The organism is Vibrio sp. 10N.286.46.A8, assembly GCF_041470165.1.
Taxonomy (GTDB): Bacteria; Pseudomonadota; Gammaproteobacteria; order Enterobacterales; family Vibrionaceae; genus Vibrio; species Vibrio tasmaniensis_A.
This window is the reverse complement of record NZ_JBFRLX010000123.1, coordinates 1-20579: the sequence shown is the minus strand read 5'-3', so window position 1 is coordinate 20579 and position 20579 is coordinate 1. Positions and strand designations below refer to the sequence as shown.

The 20579-nt window shown below is 44.2% G+C and carries 19 protein-coding genes; 14 read left to right on the top strand and 5 right to left on the bottom strand.

What is annotated here, in order from left to right; genetic code table 11:
* Positions 1-46 precede the first annotated feature (46 nt).
* Positions 47-517, bottom strand: a complete 471-nt coding sequence (locus AB4232_RS13055) for a zinc ribbon-containing protein (RefSeq protein WP_017062329.1) — start codon at positions 515-517, stop codon at positions 47-49.
* Positions 518-780: 263 nt separating this feature from the next.
* On the opposite strand from AB4232_RS13055, the gene leuS reads away from it, so the two are divergent.
* The 12 genes from leuS to lipA all read left to right on the top strand — a co-directional run bounded on the left by leuS (position 781) and on the right by lipA (position 13573).
* Complete coding sequence (gene leuS / locus AB4232_RS13050; protein ID WP_372087285.1) at positions 781-3357, top strand: leucine--tRNA ligase; 2577 nt, start codon at positions 781-783, stop codon at positions 3355-3357.
* A gap of 179 nt (positions 3358-3536) precedes the next feature.
* Positions 3537-4205: an LPS assembly lipoprotein LptE gene (gene lptE, locus AB4232_RS13045; protein ID WP_372087284.1), complete on the top strand. Its 669-nt coding sequence runs from the start codon at positions 3537-3539 to the stop codon at positions 4203-4205.
* Positions 4206-4217: 12 nt separating this feature from the next.
* A complete protein-coding gene (gene holA, locus AB4232_RS13040; RefSeq protein ID WP_372087283.1) occupies positions 4218-5243 on the top strand; it encodes a DNA polymerase III subunit delta in 1026 nt (341 codons plus the stop codon).
* 64 nt (positions 5244-5307) lie between these two features.
* Complete coding sequence (gene rsfS, locus AB4232_RS13035; protein WP_009848475.1) at positions 5308-5625, top strand: ribosome silencing factor; 318 nt, start codon at positions 5308-5310, stop codon at positions 5623-5625.
* A gap of 3 nt (positions 5626-5628) precedes the next feature.
* On the top strand, positions 5629-6099 hold the full coding sequence (rlmH, locus tag AB4232_RS13030; protein ID WP_009848474.1) for a 23S rRNA (pseudouridine(1915)-N(3))-methyltransferase RlmH: 471 nt from the start codon (positions 5629-5631) through the stop codon (positions 6097-6099).
* A 6-nt stretch (positions 6100-6105) separates the two neighbouring features.
* Complete coding sequence (gene mrdA, locus AB4232_RS13025) at positions 6106-7998, top strand: penicillin-binding protein 2 (RefSeq protein WP_372087282.1); 1893 nt, start codon at positions 6106-6108, stop codon at positions 7996-7998.
* Complete coding sequence (rodA, locus tag AB4232_RS13020) at positions 7998-9119, top strand: rod shape-determining protein RodA (protein ID WP_372087281.1); 1122 nt, start codon at positions 7998-8000, stop codon at positions 9117-9119. Before mrdA ends, rodA begins: the two co-directional genes overlap by 1 nt.
* Positions 9120-9122: 3 nt before the next feature.
* The gene (locus AB4232_RS13015) at positions 9123-9962 is read left to right on the top strand and encodes a septal ring lytic transglycosylase RlpA family protein (protein WP_122046922.1); all 840 of its coding nucleotides are present in this window, start codon (positions 9123-9125) and stop codon (positions 9960-9962) included.
* A gap of 93 nt (positions 9963-10055) precedes the next feature.
* Positions 10056-11237 (top strand): serine hydrolase, encoded by a 1182-nt coding sequence (locus tag AB4232_RS13010; RefSeq protein ID WP_012603373.1) that lies wholly within the window; start codon positions 10056-10058, stop codon positions 11235-11237.
* Positions 11238-11469: 232 nt separating this feature from the next.
* Complete coding sequence (ybeD, locus tag AB4232_RS13005) at positions 11470-11748, top strand: DUF493 family protein YbeD (RefSeq protein ID WP_029223108.1); 279 nt, start codon at positions 11470-11472, stop codon at positions 11746-11748.
* A 195-nt stretch (positions 11749-11943) separates the two neighbouring features.
* Positions 11944-12603 carry a lipoyl(octanoyl) transferase LipB gene (gene lipB, locus AB4232_RS13000; protein WP_012603371.1) on the top strand — a complete coding sequence of 220 codons (660 nt, stop codon included), beginning with the start codon at positions 11944-11946 and terminating at the stop codon, positions 12601-12603.
* Positions 12604-12607: 4 nt separating this feature from the next.
* Positions 12608-13573 (top strand): lipoyl synthase, encoded by a 966-nt coding sequence (gene lipA / locus AB4232_RS12995; RefSeq protein ID WP_009848385.1) that lies wholly within the window; start codon positions 12608-12610, stop codon positions 13571-13573.
* Positions 13574-13732: 159 nt separating this feature from the next.
* Here lipA and AB4232_RS12990 read toward each other — a convergent pair whose 3' ends face one another.
* From AB4232_RS12990 to AB4232_RS12980, 3 genes are all read right to left on the bottom strand, one after another.
* Positions 13733-15094, bottom strand: a complete 1362-nt coding sequence (locus AB4232_RS12990) for a sodium-dependent transporter (RefSeq protein WP_012603370.1) — start codon at positions 15092-15094, stop codon at positions 13733-13735.
* Between the two features lie 288 nt (positions 15095-15382).
* Positions 15383-16177 carry a YggN family protein gene (locus AB4232_RS12985; protein WP_372087280.1) on the bottom strand — a complete coding sequence of 265 codons (795 nt, stop codon included), beginning with the start codon at positions 16175-16177 and terminating at the stop codon, positions 15383-15385.
* A gap of 86 nt (positions 16178-16263) precedes the next feature.
* Positions 16264-16737: a GreA/GreB family elongation factor gene (locus AB4232_RS12980; RefSeq protein WP_017096215.1), complete on the bottom strand. Its 474-nt coding sequence runs from the start codon at positions 16735-16737 to the stop codon at positions 16264-16266.
* Between the two features lie 145 nt (positions 16738-16882).
* Between AB4232_RS12980 and AB4232_RS12975 the strand changes: the two genes are divergently transcribed.
* Complete coding sequence (locus AB4232_RS12975; protein ID WP_372087279.1) at positions 16883-18817, top strand: ATP-dependent DNA helicase RecQ; 1935 nt, start codon at positions 16883-16885, stop codon at positions 18815-18817.
* Positions 18818-18925: 108 nt separating this feature from the next.
* On the opposite strand, the gene dinB is transcribed toward AB4232_RS12975, so the two are convergent.
* Positions 18926-20002 carry a DNA polymerase IV gene (dinB, locus tag AB4232_RS12970; protein ID WP_372087278.1) on the bottom strand — a complete coding sequence of 359 codons (1077 nt, stop codon included), beginning with the start codon at positions 20000-20002 and terminating at the stop codon, positions 18926-18928.
* A 163-nt stretch (positions 20003-20165) separates the two neighbouring features.
* On the opposite strand from dinB, the gene AB4232_RS12965 reads away from it, so the two are divergent.
* A partial coding sequence (locus tag AB4232_RS12965) for a response regulator (protein WP_372087277.1) occupies positions 20166-20579 on the top strand: 414 nt, incomplete at its 3' end.

The window sequence follows — 20579 nt, the reverse complement described above, 5'->3', positions numbered from 1 at the left end:
TGAGTCAACCCTTTTTTATTGCCGCAGTTTGAAGTTAATTACATGTTTACGGTTTAAGGGCTTTACGACTAAACCCTTTAGAACCACATTTAATGCATGGAATGATATTGGTTGGGTGGTTATATTCGGTTTGATGACCACACTCGTCACATACCAAAGTACCTAACCCAATGACTTCACCCGCTTGATATAGGCCCTGATGCTCTAAATCTTGGAACAGTTCAACCCATTCCACCTTAGTTCGATCAGTGATGTCCAACAGGCCTTGCCAAATAGAGTCTGCAATCATCAAATAAAACGGACCACTTTTGCTCTCTTCATAGCTTTCGGAAAACTCTTTTAAATCCGATTTTACGTAAGCGGAAATCAACGACAGCTCGTCTTTGGTCATGTCATTGGCTGCTTTCGCAAACTTACCTGACGTTTCGATTTTGTTGTTGAGCTCTTCAGGACTATGCTTCAGCGTTTCGATGACCTCTTCAACCACTTCTTCATAGAGTGCTTTTTTCTTCGGCATAACAACCTCCTTAAGATAACCAACTTTTACGCGGGCAAACGGGTGCGTCACAATGCACTCCCGCTCACAAACAAATGCAATTCATACTCTTAAGTATAGTTGCCCTGCGAAATTCAGTGAAAATTACGCCATCCACTAGGCAGCAACTGCAAGTATGAAGGGTATAACTATTGTTGTACTAGGCTCCTTTAGGTATTCTATGACGATCTGTAAGATTCTGTTCTAACCGAACTCACAAATTCCAAGATAACCGGATACCATCGATGCAAGAACAATATAACCCGCAAGAGATTGAACAAAAGGTTCAACAACACTGGGATGACAGCGAGACTTTCGTTGTAAGTGAAGACCCAAACAAAGAAAAATTCTACTGTCTTTCTATGTTCCCGTACCCAAGTGGCCGACTGCACATGGGTCACGTGCGTAACTACACCATCGGTGATGTGGTATCTCGTTTCCAACGTCTACAAGGTAAAAACGTAATGCAGCCAATCGGTTGGGATGCATTCGGCCTACCAGCAGAAAACGCAGCTGTAAAAAACAACACAGCGCCTGCTCCGTGGACTTACGAAAACATCGAATACATGAAAAACCAGCTTAAACTTTTAGGCTTTGGTTACGACTGGAAACGTGAGTTCGCAACGTGTACGCCTGAGTACTACCGTTGGGAACAAGAGTTCTTCACTAAACTTTACGAACAAGGCCTAGTTTACAAGAAGACTTCTTCTGTTAACTGGTGTCCAAACGACCAAACGGTTCTTGCTAACGAGCAAGTAGAAGACGGTTGCTGCTGGCGTTGTGATACTCCAGTAGAACAAAAGAAGATTCCACAGTGGTTCATTAAGATCACTGAGTACGCTCAAGAGCTACTAGACGATCTAGACAACCTTGAAGGTTGGCCTGAAATGGTTAAGACCATGCAGCGCAACTGGATCGGTCGTTCTGAAGGTGTAGAGCTATCTTTCGCTGTTAACGGTGAAGAAGCGCCACTAGAAGTTTATACAACTCGCCCAGACACACTAATGGGTGTTTCTTATGTTGGTATCGCTGCAGGTCACCCACTTGCAGAGAAAGCGTCTAAGAACAATCCTGAGCTTGCAGCATTCGTTGAAGAGTGTCGTAACACCAAAGTGGCTGAAGCAGAACTCGCAACGATGGAAAAGAAAGGTATGGATACTGGCCTAACGGCTATCCACCCTCTTAACGGTCGTGTTGTTCCTGTTTACGTAGCTAACTTCGTTCTTATGGATTACGGCACAGGTGCTGTAATGGCGGTTCCTGCTCACGATCAGCGTGACTACGAATTCGCAACTAAGTACGGCATCGATATCATCCCAGTAATCAAACCTGAAGACGGTTCTGAGCTAGATGTGTCTGAAGCGGCTTACACTGAGAAAGGTGTACTGTTCGATTCTGGAGAATTCGACGGTCTTGCGTTCCAAGAAGCATTCGATGCAATCGCTGCGAAACTGGAAGCTGAAGGCAAAGGTAAGAAAACAGTAAACTTCCGCCTACGTGACTGGGGTGTATCTCGTCAGCGTTACTGGGGTGCTCCAATTCCAATGGTAACCACTGAAGACGGTGAAGTTCACCCAGTACCAGCAGACCAACTGCCAGTCATTCTTCCAGAAGACGTGGTAATGGATGGCGTTACTAGCCCAATCAAAGCTGACAAATCTTGGGCTGAAACAACATTCAATGGCGAACCTGCGCTACGTGAAACTGATACGTTCGATACGTTCATGGAATCATCATGGTACTACGCACGTTACTGTTCACCACAAGCTGATGACATTCTAGATCCAGAGAAAGCTAACTACTGGCTGCCAGTTGACCAATACGTTGGTGGTATTGAGCACGCTTGTATGCACCTGCTTTACTCTCGTTTCTTCCACAAGCTTCTACGTGATGCGGGTTACGTGACATCTGACGAACCGTTCAAGCAACTTCTATGTCAAGGTATGGTTCTAGCTGACGCGTTCTACCACACCAACGAGAAAGGCACTAAAGAGTGGATTGCTCCAACTGACGTGACTATCGACCGTGACGCGAAAGGCCGCATTGAAAAAGCTGTCGACAACCAAGGCCGCAACGTTGAGCACTCAGGCATGATCAAAATGTCTAAGTCTAAGAACAACGGTATCGACCCACAAGAGATGGTAGACAAGTACGGCGCTGATACAGTACGCCTATTCATGATGTTTGCATCGCCTGCAGACATGACGCTTGAGTGGCAAGAGTCTGGCGTTGAAGGGGCAAACCGTTTCCTTAAGCGTGTTTGGAAACTGGTTCACGCTCACTCTTCTAAAGGTGCAGCTGAAACTGTGGATGCTTCTGCTCTATCTGGTGACCAGAAAGCACTTCGTCGTGATATCCACAAAACTATCGCGAAAGTAACGGACGATATCGGCCGTCGCCAAACGTTCAACACAGCAATCGCTGCAATCATGGAGCTGATGAACAAGCTAGCGAAAGCGCCTCAAGAGTCTGTACAAGATCGTGCAATTCTTGATGAAGCACTAAAAGCAGTTGTACGTATGCTTTACCCTATGACGCCACACATCTCTTACGAAATGTGGATTGCATTGGGTGAATCAAACGTAGACTCAGCAACATGGCCAACTTTCGATGAGAAAGCGCTAGTTGAAGACGAGAAGACTATCGTTGTAATGATCAACGGTAAGCTACGAGCAAAACTAACGGTTGCTGCTGACGCGACAGAAGAGCAAGTTCGTGAGCTTGGTCTAAATGATGAGAACGCTAAGAAGTTCCTAGATGGGTTAACTATCCGTAAAGTTATCTTCGTACCTGGTAAGCTTCTAAACATCGTTGCGAACTAATTTCGCTAACATTGTGCAATTGCTAAAGAATTAAAGAACTTAATTCATCAAAAGCAGTCTGTAGACAGGGTAGCTAATAACCCTGTCTACTTATTTAAGCGCTTTAGACTTGAGCCTAACAACTCTAACTAACTAAAGCTTTTTAATAAGTATTCTACCTTCATGAGAGCCATCAAATAATGCGCCTGAATTCACTATCTTCATTGAAAGTTACTATTGTTGTTCTAACCGTTAGCCTACTGAGCGCCTGTGGTTTTCACCTGCGCGGTGATTACTCTGTGCCAGAAGAACTCAACAAAATCTCTGTGACCAGTTACGACCAATACAGTACGTTTACACGTATGATGAAAAGCCAGCTGCGTATGAATGATGTAGAAATCGTGCCACCTGCTGAGAACACACCTAACCTGCACATCATTAGCGAAGGCGTCGGTGAGCGAACGCTGTCTCTTTATCAAGGTTCTCAAAAAACAGGTCCTCGAGCAGCTGAAAAAGAGCTAACGTTCAAAGCAAGATACCGCGTAACTATCCCGGATTTAGGCTCAAAGACATTCTCAACCAGCGTAACCCGCAGTTATCTAGATAACCCGTTAACTGCACTTGCGAAATCGGTTGAGCGTGACATGATAGAAGACGAAATGCGCAAACTTGCTACGAGCCAAATCCTTCGTCAAATGGCTCGATTAAAAGCTAACATTGCAGCTGATAGTATGAACCTAGAAAAGCTTGAACAGGTTCAAGTAAAAGAGCTTGAGAAACAATACAACATCAAAAACATTGAAATTGAAGACGTAGAGATCACTCCGACTTCAGAAGAAGAGTCAACGTTAAGTGAATCAGCTGAGTAATAGGTTTATTTAATGCGTATTTTTGCTGATCGTTTATCTGAGCAACTTGCTAAGCAGTTAAGTAACGTTTACCTAATTTTTGGTAACGAACCTTTACTGCTACAGGAAAGCCGTGAAGCGATTCAAAAGACAGCCAAAGAGCAAGGCTTTGAAGAACGCCACCGCTTTGCTATTGATAGCAATCTCGACTGGAATCAAGTCTACGACTGCACTCAAGCATTGAGCCTATTCTCTAGTCGTCAGCTCATCGAACTTGAATTGCCAGAGTCCGGGGTCAATGCCGCAATAGCAAAAGAGCTGCTCGCACTTTCAGAGCATATTCATAGCGACATCTTGTTGATCTTGGTGGGCACCAAGCTCACTAAGGCTCAAGAAAGCGCTAAGTGGTTTAAAGCACTCTCGAATCAAGGCCACTGGATCAGCTGCCTAACCCCAGACGTTAGCCGATTACCTCAGTTTGTCCAAACTCGCTGTCGTCAAATCGGCTTGTCACCGGATCCTGAAGCGATACAAATGTTGGCGCAATGGCATGAGGGTAATCTATTTGCGCTCACCCAAAGCCTAGAAAAACTGGCTCTCCAATACCCAGATGGAAAGCTCACATTAGTACGTTTAGAAGAATCGCTGAGTCGACACAACCACTTTACGCCATTCCACTGGAGTGATGCGTTATTAGCAGGCAAAGGCAATCGTGCACAGCGAATCCTGCGTCAGTTAGAAGCCGAAGATGTCGAACCCGTTATCTTATTGCGCAGCATACAACGTGAGCTTGCTCTGCTATTACAAATGCAGCAACAAATGAAGCAGATGCCAATCGCGCAGGTATTTGAAAAGCACCGTATCTGGCAATCCAAAAAACCTCTTTATAACGCTGCGCTAACAAGAGTTTCGATATCTCAATTACACTCCCTGTTTGCGCTACTCACTCAAGTAGAATTGATGACAAAAACACAATATGAACAGTCGCCTTGGCCACTAATTCATCAGTTAAGCGTAGAGTTTTGTATCCCTTCAGCTTCAATCCCATTTCACGCATAAAAGCGTGGTATATTCTAGGGTCAACAGACCCTAAAAAGCTAAACTCAGATTAAAGGAACACCCCGTGTTACGTGAAGAACTAAAAGATTTTCTTGCAGACAAAGCCGACGACATGAAAGCAGAGTCGATTGTGACTATCGATGTAGAAGGCAAATCAAGTGTTACTGACTACATGATTGTTTGTACTGGTACATCTAAGCGCCATGTTGCCTCTATTGCACAACACGTTGCTGATGAAGTGCGCAAGGCTGGCATGAATCCCCTTGGCATGGACGGCCAAAAAGAAGGTGAATGGGTTGTTCTAGACATGGGCACAAGCATGCTTCACGTTATGCAAGAAGAGCATCGTGAACTGTACCAACTAGAAAAACTTTGGGGCTAAGCTTTGAAGATCCAGTTAATCGCAGTTGGTACAAAAATGCCAAAGTGGGTTGAAGAAGGCTTTAAAGAATATAAACGCCGCTTCCCTCATGATATGCCATTAGAACTCATTGAAATCACGGCGGGAAAACGCGGTAAAAATGCCGATATTGCACGTATTCTTCAAAAAGAAGGCGAAGCGATGTTAGCTGCAGTTCCAAAAGGTAACCGCATTGTTACACTCGATATCCCAGGTAAAAAGTGGGATACGCCTCAACTGGCAGAGCAATTGGAAAGTTGGAAGCTGGATGGCCGTGACGTTTCTATCCTTATTGGCGGGCCTGAAGGATTAGCACCAGCATGTAAAGCGGCAGCAGACCAAAGCTGGTCTCTGTCAGCACTTACTCTCCCTCACCCATTAGTACGCGTTATCATGGCTGAAAGCTTATATCGAGCTTGGAGCGTCACTGCTAACCACCCTTATCATCGAGAATAAGCGTTAATGTTACGTACACGTAGCCAAATTCGTGATTACAAAGCAGAAGCACGACTATTTACTAGTCGTGCTTTTGTTGCGTTTGCAGGGATTATAGTGATGATGAGCTTACTGGTTGTGAACCTTTACAACATCCAAGTTAATCAATATCAGGACTATAAAACCCGCTCCAACGACAACCGCATCAAGGTCGTTCCAATCGCACCCAATCGTGGTTTAATTTACGACCGCAACGGTGTACTTCTTGCAGAAAACCGGCCCGTTTTTAATCTGGAGATCACCCCAGAAAAAGTCAAAAACATGGAAGATACGCTTGTTCGTTTACAAGCGTTAATCGACATACCACCAGAGCGTATCGAACGTTTTAATCGTGAGCGTCGTAATTCACGTCGTTTCAAATCAGTACCTATTCTAAATCAGCTCACCGAAGAACAAGTGGCGGTCTTTTCTGTAAATCAACATAAGTTCTCGGGTGTTGAAGTGACAGGAACACTAAAACGCTTCTACCCTTACGGTGATGTGCTTACTCACGTTATTGGCTACGTATCGCGCATCAATGACCGTGATATGCAGCGCTTGGTTCGTGAAGAGAAAGACGCCAATTACCAAGCCACCCGCGATATCGGTAAACTCGGCATTGAGCGCTATTACGAAGACATGCTACACGGCACCGCTGGCTATCAAGAAGTCGAAGTAAACAGCCGTGGACGAGTGATCCGCACTCTTAAATTTGTGCCTTCGGCTCCGGGCAAAGATATCGTGCTCAACTTGGATATCAAACTTCAGCTATACGTACATAAATTACTTGATGGCCGCCGTGGTTCAGCCGTGGTTCTCGACCCGAAAGACAATGGCGTATTAGCCATGGTTTCCAGCCCAAGCTACGACCCAAATGCCTTCGTGCATGGTATTTCCTCGAAAGGTTACAATGCCTTGCTTCAAAACAAAGACAGACCTTTAGTTAACCGCGCAACACTAGGAATTTATCCGCCAGCATCGACGATCAAACCCTTCATTGCCGTCGCAGCTCTGCAAGAAGGCGTAATTACTCCGAACACGACGCGTAATGACCCGGGCTATTGGAAGATTCCAAACTCGAAAACGAAGCCGTTCCGCGACTGGTTACGTTGGGGACACGGTGTCGTTGACATAGAGAAAGCCATTGAAGAATCGGTTGATACCTTCTTCTACCAAATTTCATTTGATTTAGGCATCGATCGCTTATCTAAATGGATGATGTTATTCGGTTTTGGTGATTACACTGGCGTCGACATTTACGAAGAAAGCAAAGCGAATATGCCCACTCGCGAATGGAAAATGGCCAGACACCGTGTACCTTGGTATCAAGGTGACACCATCCCTGTCGGTATTGGCCAGGGCTACTGGACAGCAACACCAATGCAGATTGCAAAAGCGACTTCAGTATTGGTCAATGAAGGAGAGGTAACCGCTCCCCATTTACTACGCGCGACAATTGAGAACGGTCAACCGTTCGATGAACAAACGATATCTGAAATCGAAACGTACCCTCCGGTAACTGGTGTTAAGCAGAGATACTGGGATATCGCGCAAGAAGGCATGAGATTGGTAAACCACGGAAAGAAAGGCACAGCAAGACGCTCATTCCAAAAAATGTCTTATCAAACTGCTGGTAAATCAGGTACTGCACAAGTCTTCGGTCTAAAAGAAGATGAAGAATACAACGCAGATGAAATCGCAGAACATTTACGCGATCATGCCCTCTTCACCGGTTATGCGCCTTTTAAAGATCCTGAAGCGGTCGTAACTATCGTTTTGGAGAATGCCGGTGGTGGTTCATCAAATGGTGGCCCAGTTGTAAGAAGAATTTTAGACCATATTATTCTTGCAGAAGATTATGAAAGTGAGCCAATAAAATAATGAAACTTGATCCTTCAACTGGACGAAATAGAGCCCTATTTGAACGGCTGCATATCGACCTGCCGCTATTGCTTGGCATTCTGGTTTTAATGGGCTTTGCCCTATTGATTATGTACAGCGCAAGCGGACAGAGCCTTGCGATGATGGATCGCCAAGCGATGCGTATGGTGCTGTCTTTAAGTGTGATGATCTTTTTAGCGCAAATCTCGCCTCGTACTTATGAAACCTTGGCTCCACTACTGTTTGCGGGCGGCGTTATTCTACTACTCGGAGTATTGTTCTTTGGCGAGGCCTCTAAAGGTGCACAGCGCTGGTTAAACTTCGGCTTTATTCGATTCCAACCCTCTGAACTATTGAAGCTTGCAGTACCCTTAATGCTGGCTCGATTTATTGGTAAGCGCTCACTGCCACCCACTTTCCAAACCTTAGCTATCTCATTAGTGATGGTGTTTGTACCTACAATCCTTATCGCTAAACAGCCAGATTTAGGCACATCGATACTCATCGCAGCATCCGGTATCTTCGTGATATTCCTGGCAGGTATTAGTTGGAAGATCATTGCTAGTGCCGCGATTGCACTGGGTGGGTTTATTCCAATCTTATGGTTCTTCTTGATGCGTGAATATCAAAAAGTTCGTGTAAGAACCCTTTTTGACCCTGAATCAGATCCATTAGGTGCAGGCTATCACATCATCCAAAGTAAGATTGCAATTGGCTCTGGTGGTATATCAGGAAAAGGTTGGCTGCAAGGTACCCAATCTCAACTAGAGTTCATTCCAGAGCGCCATACCGACTTTATTTTTGCGGTCATCGCCGAAGAGTGGGGCATGATTGGTATTTTGTTTTTGCTCGCTATCTACCTGTTCATTATTGGCCGTGGCTTAGTGCTTGCAAGCCAAGCTCAAACAGCATTTGGGCGAATGATGGGCGGCAGTATCGTACTGAGTTTCTTCGTCTATATTTTCGTAAACATTGGTATGGTAAGCGGCATTCTACCTGTGGTGGGTGTCCCTCTACCTCTGGTCAGCTATGGCGGTACCTCTATGGTTACCCTTATGGCCGGTTTCGGTATTTTAATGTCAATCCATACACACAGAAAAGCATTCTCAAAGGCGACCTAATTGATGTCTGTTAAAGTGACTCCTATAAAAACATCTTTGGTTAATGAGCTTCCAATAAAAAAACTAGTATCTATAGTGAGCCTAGCCGTTGTTATAAACGGTTGTTCTTCGACAGAACCAACAGGACGCTACGATATAGATTCAGATATTGCACCAGACGCACCGATCTCAGTAGAGCATCTCGAGGATGCTCACCCTCAGTATGAACCTTATAGTTTAGGTGGTAACACGGATTACACTTTGCGTGGCGAAGACTACAAGATCGTAAAGAAGACAGAAGGGTTTACTGAGAAAGGCAAAGCCTCTTGGTACGGTAAGAAATTTCATGGTCATTTAACGTCGAATGGCGAGATCTACGACATGTATTCGATGTCTGCGGCACACAAAACATTGCCGATTCCGAGCTATGTAAAAGTGACGAATACCGATAATGACAAAACGACGATTGTGCGCATCAATGACCGAGGTCCATTTCATGAAGGGCGAATCATTGACCTTAGTTATGCCGCGGCATACAAACTTGATGTATTGAGAACAGGCACGGCAAATGTTGAGATAGAAGTCATCACTGTGGCTATGCCAACCGACGCAAATAAAAAGGCGGCTTTACCTCAATTTATTATTCAAGTAGCCACTTCCCCACATGAAGATAGAACCGAGAAGTTAGCCAAAGATCTAGGCGAAAAGTTAGCTGTAGCAACGTTCTTGCAGCCAAATGATGATAACTACCGCCTGATGCTTGGCCCCTTTCATGACTATGCTCTGACTCAAGAAAAATTAGAACAAGTTAAGCTAATGGGTTACCCGTCAGCTTATATAAAAAAACACACGCTAACTCGCTAATTTATCTAACAGTTACTTCTGGTAATCAGCGCTCTGGTGTGACAGAGTGATTCTGTTAATATATGAATAGTTCACCTAATAATTGCATTCAAAATGATTAAATCTAATAAACTTGTTAAATCGATCTTTGCTACTTCAGTTGCACTTTCTGCAACGATAGCAACGTCGTCATTCGCCGCTCCTATTATTGTTCCTGACGCTCCTCAAATCGCTGCTAAGGGATTTGTTCTGATGGATTACCATTCAGGCAAAGTACTCGCAGAGAAAGAGATGAACACTCAACTTTCTCCAGCAAGTTTAACCAAGATGATGACGAGCTACGTAGTCGGCCAAGAGCTAGAGCGTGGCAACATCAACCTAAACGACGATGTTGTTATCAGTGAAAATGCTTGGGCTAAAAACTTCCCTGATTCATCTAAGATGTTCATTGAAGTTGGTACAACCGTTAAAGTTGAAGAGCTGAACCGCGGTATCATTATTCAATCAGGTAACGATGCTTGTGTTGCGATGGCTGAACATATTGCCGGCTCTGAAGATGCATTTGTTGACTTAATGAACGCATGGGCGAGCTCTATCGGCATGAAAGACACGCACTTTGCTAACGTGCACGGTCTAGACAACCCTAACCTTTACTCAACGCCTTACGATATGGCGCTACTAGGTCAGGCGCTGATTCGCGACGTTCCTGATGAGTACCGTATCTACTCACAAAAGAAATTCACTTACAACGGCATCACCCAGTACAACCGCAACGGTCTGTTATGGGATAAGAGCATGAACGTTGATGGCATTAAAACGGGCCACACAAGCAATGCAGGTTACAGCCTAGTAAGCTCAGCAACCGAAGGTAAAATGCGCCTAGTTGCTGTTGTTATGGGCACCAAGAATGCTAACGCTCGTAAAACAGAAAGCAAAAAACTGCTTAGCTACGGCTTCCGCTTCTTCGAAACAGTGGCACCACACACCGCTGGCGAGACATTCGTAGAAGAGAAAATCTGGATGGGTAGCAAGGACACGGTTGCACTAGGTGTCGACGAAGATACGTTCGTTACTCTGCCTCGTGGCCAAGCTAAGAACCTGAAGGCAAGCTTCGTTCTTGAGAAAGAGCTAGAAGCACCAATCAGCAAAGGCGACGTTGTGGGTAAACTATTCTACCAAGTCGACGGTGAAGACGTTGCTGAATACCCACTACTTGCACTTGAAGATGTAGACCAAGGCAGCCTATTTAGCCGCCTGTGGGATTACCTAGTACTGCTGTTTAAAGGTTTGTTCTAAACCAGTCAACAGTTTGTTCTACGTAAAATCTAAGCTTGCTGTATAGCTAACCTAATGAGTAGGTTCATGATTTGCTCATTAGCGAAACAAAAGCCGCCATGTGCGGCTTTTGTTGATCTTGAGTTCGGTGATATTTACACGTAATATTCCGCCTTATTACTCGTGTCTATTGACCGAACACGCTTTTTATCAACATTTCGCCAATTTGCGAGAGTCTAGCCTTTTGGAGCTAATCATGAACATCAATTCTGATGCAAAACTAAAAGACCTCTTAGAGTTCCCTTGTTCATTCACTTACAAAGTTATGGGCTACGCTAAGCCAGAACTTACTGAACTAGTGCTAGAAGTGATCCAGCGTCATGCTCCTGGTGACTACAGCCCAACTCTAAAACCGAGTGCGAAAGGTAACTACCACTCTGTTTCTATCAATATTACTGCTACTTCAATTGAGCAAGTAGAAACGCTATATAAAGAACTAGGCGAAATCGAAATCGTTCGTATGGTTCTGTAACTTTCGATTACGCATGAAAAACAGCGGCTTATTGCCGCTGTTTTTGTTTGAAACCCTCGCTCCCCTTCTAGAGCATTCAACTTAATTTTCAATAAATACAAAGAAAGTTGAAAAACCTTGCTGTCCGTCTGTAGTTAGAAACCTGTTTCGCGTTTATAATGCGCTCACTTTATTAATCCTTGAGGAAGTGCCGCTTTGCAAAATAAGCTAATCGTAAAAAAATTAGGTCGTCAGGATTACGAACCTGTATGGAAAGCCATGCATAAGTTCACAGACGAACGCACGGATGAAGACGTAGACCAAATTTGGTTGGTTGAACACAACCCAGTTTTCACTCAAGGACAAGCAGGTAAAGCTGAGCATGTATTAAATGCTGGTGATATCCCTGTGATACAAAGCGATCGCGGTGGCCAAGTGACGTACCACGGACCCGGTCAGTTAGTCGCTTACTTCCTGATAAACATCCGCCGCAAGAAATTCGGAGTGCGTGATTTGGTTACTCATATTGAGAACCTCGTAATCAATACTCTGAAAGCTTACAATATAGATTCAACTGCCCGACCTGACGCTCCTGGTGTTTATGTCGATGGCAAGAAAATCTGTTCACTCGGATTACGAATTCGACGCGGCTGCTCGTTCCACGGGCTAGCACTCAACGTCGATATGGACTTGTCTCCCTTCCAACGTATTAACCCATGTGGTTACCAAGGGATGGAAATGGCGCAAGTAAGCCAACTCGGTGGTCCAAGTGAACTAGAAAACGTTGAGCAACAGTTAATACAAGAGCTCGTAGAACTACTCGGCTATGACCAAGTAGACATTCAAGCCACCAGTAACATTACAGCAGAAGCATAAAATCATGAGCAAACCAATCCAAATGGAAAAAGGCGTTAAATATCGTGACGCTGACAAAATGGCATTAATTCCCGTAAAGAATATGCCTGCTGAACAGAAAGAAGTTTTACGTAAGCCTGCATGGATGAAGATTAAACTTCCTTCAGACAGCCATCGTATTCAAGAAATCAAATCTGCAATGCGCAAAAACAACCTGCACTCAGTTTGTGAAGAAGCGTCTTGCCCTAACCTAGCTGAATGTTTTAACCACGGCACGGCAACGTTTATGATTCTTGGCGCTATCTGTACTCGTCGCTGCCCGTTCTGTGATGTTGCCCATGGTCGACCGAATGCTCCAGAAGCCGAAGAGCCGAAGAAACTGGCTAAGACGATTAAAGACATGAAACTGAAGTACGTTGTAATCACTTCAGTGGACCGCGATGACTTACGTGATGGCGGTGCTCAACACTTTGCTGATTGTAACCGTGAAATTCGCGAGCAAAACCCAAACATTCGTATCGAAACACTAGTTCCGGACTTCCGTGGTCGTATGGACGTTGCGCTTGAACTAATGAAAGACAACCCACCAGATGTTTTCAACCACAACCTAGAGACAGCGCCGCGCCTATACCGTAAAGCGCGTCCAGGTGCGAACTACAAGTGGTCTCTTGATCTGTTGAGAAAATTCAAAGAGCAGCATCCAAACATCCCAACCAAATCAGGTGTGATGATGGGCCTTGGTGAGACGAAAGAAGAGATCGTTCAAGTATTGAAAGATCTTCGTGAACATGGCGTAACAATGCTGACACTAGGCCAGTACCTAGCACCAAGCCGTCACCACTTGCCAGTTGAACGTTACGTGCCGCCTTCTGAGTTTGATGAGTTGAAAGAGATTGCTCTAGAGCTAGGCTTCACTCACGCAGCATGTGGTCCGTTTGTACGTTCTTCTTACCATGCAGACTTGCAAGCACAAGGTATGGAAATTAAGTAATCACGATTGCTTAACGAACAATAAAAAGGCGCTGAATTTTATATTCAGCGCCTTTTTTCTATCGAGCAAAACAAGCTTGTTCGATACAAAAACAACAAAGCCACTCATTAAGAGTGGCCTTGAACTGCAAGTCTAATCATCTAGATGTTAAATGGTCTACTAGCCAAATGATGCCCAGATAACCGTTGCGACTAAAATTGGGCACACAAACTTCACATACATTGGCCAAACCTTACCAAACCAACCAAGTTGAAAGTCAGGACAACCTTGCTCAAGCTCTTTCACTTTTGACGCTCGGCTCCATACCCAACCACCAAACACACAGAACATCAGCGCAGCGACTGGTTGAAGGTACTGAGTCGCAATCATCGCAACCATACCAAACATCGCAGCAAAGTTGTAAACAATCACCACACTGAACAGTGCGATTGCACCACCAATTACCCAACTTGTTGGCGTTCGTCTGGTCTTAAAACGCTCACTAACAAGAGCGACAGGGGCTTCCAACATTGAAATCGATGAAGTAAGTGCTGCAATCGTTAGCAATAAGAAGAACACAATTGCGAAGACCTGGCCCAGCATACCTAGGCTATCAAACATCAAAGGCAGAACCGTAAATACTAGGGTATCAGAGCTCAGTAATGAGCCATCTTCAGCATAAATTTGAACACCTTTTTGCATCGCAACAAACATGGCAGGCATCACGACTAAGCCTGCAATAAAAGCAACCGCGGTATCAACTAAGGTAACATTCATTGCCATTTTTGGCAGGTTCTCTTTCTTACTTAAGTAAGAGCCATAAACCAACATCGAGCAACCACCAATAGTGAGCGAGAAGAAGCCCTGCCCCATAGCCGCTAGAATCAGTTTTCTATCCCACACTTTCTCAAAGTCTGGAACTAGGTAATGCTTTAGGCCTTCCATCGCGCCAGATTGCGTCATGATGTAAACAAACAATAAGCCAAATAACACAAATAGCGCAGGCATCAAACGGGTCGACCATTTCTCGATCCCCTGCTTAACACCGCCCTGAACAATCAAGATAGTCAGTACATAGAATGCGACGGTACCAAAAACATTGCGCTCAACACTGAAGCCTTTAAACCAATCAGCAGCAGCCTCTAGACCAATCAGGTCAGCGACAGCACCAATTAGGAAGCAGATCAACCAACCACCGACAATGCTATAAAACGCTAGCACTGCACTTGGAACACTCAACCCAATCCAACCGACAAATTCACCGACTTTCTTGCCTAATGGGTTTGTAGTCAAAGAGCGCATACTATCGACAGGATTTGCTTGGCCATGTCGACCAATAGCCATCTCAACCACCAGCATCGGGAAAGCAACCACGAAAATCATAATTAGGTAAACAAGCAGAAAAGCACCACCGCCGTTACTGGCGACTTGGGTTGGGAAACCCCAAATATTACCTAAGCCAACAGCTGCACCCGCAGCTGCTAAAATAAAACCCAAACGAGAGCTAAAGTGCTCTCTTGAAGAGGAAGATTGTTGGTCCATATTGCCCGCATCAAAAATCAGTGAACTAGTTGGGAAGTACAGTAATCAAAAGCAATGATAGGTACAACTAATAAATGAGCAATCTTCTAGTTTTTACAACAAATGCGCTATTTAGAACCATTAAATTAACAAATGACCGGTCTTATCGTTTACTTAAAAGCAGTAAAGCAAGGTTCAGGACTAGAGAGACAATTGATTGAATTGAGATGAATATTCGTCTTTTTGTTCAATTTATACGAACAAAAAGAGCACCAACTGGTGCTCTTGTTACTTATAGTTAGATTCAGATTAGATCGTGAAGACTTGATAGTCTTTTAGATTCGGAATGATTTCATGCAGCTGTTGCTCTTGTTCTGCCATCTCATCAAGAGAATCACAGAACTCATTCGCTTCCTCTTGAACTTGTTGAGAGTGTTCTTTCATGCGCTCTTCAACTTTAAGCTTTAATGCAGTCATGCTGTCAGCTAATTCAGTAAGGTTTAAGCCACCATCTTGTTTCATTTTTTCTGACATCGCATTAAAAGCGCTAGAGATAAATTCTTGGTTAAAGATCTCCTTAGCCTTCTCGAAATCTTCAGACCAACCATTGGCCATCGAATCAAAACTGTCTGCTGGTAACACTAACTCGCCATCTTTGTAGTAACGAGCTTCCAGTTCAGCAAAGTAGGTTTTCATTGACTCTTTTACATTATCAAATGATTCCGGTGAATCTAGGCTAGCAGCAATGTCATCAATAACATCATTCGCTAACGCTAAGCCATCGTTAGCCATTTGTTTCGCTCGTGGTAAGTACTCACTCATTTTTTCGCGGTATTTCTCAATCGCCGCTTGTTGGTCGGCATCTAGCTCAACCTTCTCACCATGGATATATAAGTCGTTGTTACCATCAAAAACGGCAGTATCACCATTCTCTTGATGGATTTCGACTTTCTGGTCATCGATTCGCAATTCATTTTTCAAATCAACTCGACACTGAGCAGCAAAAGTTGGCAAGCTCATAACAGAGATTACCGCTGTTAACGATGCGATTAATACATTGTTTTTCATAAATATTTTGTTTTTCATAAATACATTGTTTTTCATAACATCCTCTCATCAATCTGACAGATTACTATACCCTTGGTATATGCTTCTTTGTCAGAGAAACGTTTTATATATACGCTACTCAGTTAGTCGATAGATATTACTTCATAGCAAAACTGTTTATCTGCGACCTTAAACTCAATCTCATCACCGACTTCTTTCCCCATTAGAGCCTGACCAAAAGGTGCATTTTCCGTCACGATAGCAACTTCATTGTTATTCCACGTAACAGAAAGCCCACCGACTCTCGGCCCCATAAAAAAATGTTTATATTGATCATGCTCGTCAATGACCACAACATAGCTGCTCACTGTAATCCTCTCACTATCACGCAGCACTAAGTTACGATAACACTGAATGTCATCTTCACACTCTTGCACTCTTACAGCTTGACCGTGAGCAAGATACGAAGCTTCTAGAGCCAGAGTGTCGTACTTATGCTCAGGCACAGTCTCTTCATCGGTCGCAGCATCAATAGCGCGTTGAGTAGCAGATTGTGCGATACGTAATCGGGATTCGAGTTGCTCTATGATTATTTGGCGAAGCTCAGACTTATTCATACTATTGGGGTGCTTTTCTATAGGAGCTACAGAATAGAATTAGGTACAATCAGGTGCAAGACATTTGATTCATCAAGCGACGCAATCATCAATAGGCGCCCGCTTTAACATCAATACGACACTTAATAACTCAGGTAGAACATAAATGATTGAGCAGAAGCTAAAACAAGTATTCGGATTCGACTCACTGCGTAATGGGCAAAAGCAAGTCATTGATAATGTTCTATCTGGTCACTCGACTGCCGCTATATTCCCAACAGGCTCAGGCAAGTCGCTTTGCTACCAATTGCCAGCACTAGAGTTGCCGCACTTAACCTTAGTGATATCACCATTGTTAGCCTTAATGAAAGACCAGCTCAGCTTCTTACACAGTAAGGGAATAAGCGCGGCTGCAATCGAATCAAGCCAAGACAGACAAACCACACAACAGGTGATGCAATCCGTGCGTAACGGCGATACTAAAATCCTAATGATCTCTGTTGAGCGCTTGAAGAACGAACGCTTTCGTCAGTTTATCTCCCAAGTTCCCATCTCTATGCTCGTAGTTGATGAAGCACACTGTATATCAGAATGGGGACACAACTTCAGACCAGACTACCTGAAGCTTCCCCAATACCAAAAGCAGCTCAATATTCCACAAGTACTGCTACTGACAGCTACTGCGACGACATCGGTTATCCAAGATATGAAGTCGAAGTTTGAAATTGATGAGGAACGCGTTGTGGTTACGGGTTTCTATCGTCAAAACCTCGACCTGTCGATTCAACCTTGCGAACAAACCAGCAAACTAGAAACCTTGTACAATGTCGTTAACCAAGCTTCTCTAGCTCCGACTATTGTTTATGTCACCCTTCAACAGACAGCAGAGATGGTGGCTCAGCAACTCCGTAATGCTGGCGTTAATGCCGTGGCTTACCATGCCGGTCTTAAGCCTGAAAACAGAGATGCCATTCAGCATCAATTCATGAACGATGACGTGAACTGCATCGTGGCAACCATTGCTTTTGGTATGGGTGTCGATAAGTCCAACATTCGCCGAGTGATTCACTTTGACTTACCGAAATCGATCGAAAACTACTCGCAAGAGATAGGCAGAGCCGGCAGAGATGGTCAGCCTTCAGAATGTATTCTTCTCGCCAACAAATATGGTCTAAGTACACTAGAGAACTTCGTCTTTGGCGACACGCCAGACAACATATCAATTCAAACGGTCTTAAAAGAAATATACGAAAACCAAAACATTGCGGCTTCTGGCACAAACCAATGGGAAATCATGCTCAACCAACTATCGCGTGAGTCCAACATTCGTCAGTTACCACTAAAAACGCTATTGGTGTATCTTGAAATTGAAGGCGTGATTGAGCCTAAATACAGCTACTTTGCTGACTACAAATTTAAATTCATACGTACTAAGCAGCAGATCACCGAACAATTCCAAGGCGAACGTCGCCATTTTGTGGAAGCGATTTTCCAATGTTCTCCTCAAGCAAGAGTATGGTGCCAAGTCGACTTCGACGCACTGTGGACACACTTCCAGACTGATCGTCAGCGTGTGATTGCGGCAATCGATTACTTCAATGAACAAGGTTGGATTGAGTTGGAAAGTAAGCAGATCACAGATGTGTATGCGATCCACAACACCACTGAAGACATGATGCAGTTATCGGAACGTCTAACTGAATTGTTTAAGGCAAAAGAGAACAGTGAGATAAACCGCCTTAACCAAATGCTGAGCTTCTTTGAGGCTGATACCTGCCTAAGCTCACGCCTAGCGAGTTACTTTGCCGATGATAAGGCACCAACAAACTGCGGTCATTGCTCTGTATGCCGTGGTGAAGTGGCAATTTTACCAACCGTCGATGTTGAACCCGTTGACGACGAGACCGTAATGACATGGACCCATGAATTCATTTCCGCAAGCCAACAATTGATCACCGACGAAGCCATTACTCGTTTTCTATGCGGAATAGCAACCCCGCTTTCAACCAGGCTTAAAGCCAGCAAAATGGTCGGTTACGGAAAGTTAGAGCAGCAACCATTCAGTGATACCTTAGCGCGAGTTAAACAGCTTCCTAGATAAGGCATATCACGTATTGATATAGAAGCTGGCTAGGCTGTGGAGTCTAGTCGGTATTCAAACTCTAGCACTTCCAACAACACCTCTAAATCTAAACTCTCAGCGCCTTCCCTAGAAGAAACTCAACTGACGCATTTGGTCTTTGGGTTGTAGCATTACGCTTAAACCAAGTAGGCGTATTTCTCGCCCTTGCTGCCTTTTAAGTATCTCACTCAACAGTTCTTTAAAGTGCTCTCGATCGAGAGAGGCGTGTATGTGATCAATAGTGGTTTGCTGGAAGTCGGCAAACTTGAGCTTAATACCCTGCTTGATGATAGCTTTAGTTGGGCTAGCTTTCTCTAGACGTGCTTCAAGCTCAGGAAAAAGCTTGTCTTCAATTACCTGCCAACATTCTGCGTAAGTAGAAATATTCTGAGTAAAAGTTCGCTCCACGCCTACCGATTTTCGTTCACGCTCAATAATAACTTCTCTGTCATCAATACCATGGCTGCGCTTCCAGAGTGATGCGCCTTGACGGCCAAACCGGAGCAATAGATCTCGATAGTCAGATTCCTTAATGTCCTTACAAGTAAAGAAGCCAGCTTGATGGAGCTTTTCAATACTGACCTTGCCAACGCCTGGGATTTTTTCGAGTGGCAGCTCATCAATCATTGATTGAACATCCTGTGGAGGAATAACAAACTGACCATTAGGCTTGTTTAGATCCGAGGCCACCTTCGCCAAAAATTTAATCGGCGCAATACCAGCAGAAGCGGTCAGGTTAAGTTCATTCCAGATATCGCTACGAATTGCTTCGGCAATAAGTGTTGCCGAACCACGACACAGCGTCGAATCCGTGACATCAAGAAAAGCTTCATCTAAAGACAGGGGTTCAATGATGGATGTATATCGAGAAAAAATCTCGCGAATCTTTTTCGATATCTCGACGTAGACCGACATCCTCCCAGGAACAACCAACAGATTGGGACAAAGCTGCAGCGCCTTTCCCGTCGGCATTGCAGAACGAATACCAAACTTGCGAGCTTCGTAATTACAGGTACTCAAAACGCCACGCTGCTTTTCATGCCCCCCTACTGCAAGTGGTCGATTTCGGTAAGCGGGATTATCTCTCATTTCAACAGCTGCGTAAAAACAGTCCATATCAACGTGGATTATCTTTCTTACTTTCTCTTCACCCGCACTACACATCTAGGAATAACCCAACCTTACAACTGTATTTATAAACAGTATAATCAATTATTCTCAGATTTAAAATGATCTGGAGCCCAGCTAAATAGCTTTAACTTCATTAGCCACTTACTATTCTGATAGTATTGTTAGAGAGTATTTAACCTATAAGTAGGGATAACTTTTGAGTGATAAAATACTAGTAGTCGAAGATAGTCGTGCATTCAGAAACTACCTGTACCAGCAATTTAAAAATGATGGCTATGAGGTCGCGCTGGCTGAATCAGTGGCTGAAGCTAAAGCTATCTTAGAACAAGATACGGATTTCTTGTGCGCGGTGCTCGATTACTGCTTACCCGATGGTCAAGATGGCGAGATCATTGATTTGGTACTCGGCTATCAACAAAAAATCATAGTCCTAACCGGCATGTTCAACAACACACTTCGAGAACAAGTACTCGCGAAGGGTGTGATTGATTACATCCTCAAAGACAGCATGTCATCAGTCAGTTATTTGCTTCCTCTGGTTAATCGAATCTCAAATAACCGATATCATAAAGCCTTGGTTGTTGATGATTCTGCTGTTGTTCGTCGGTAT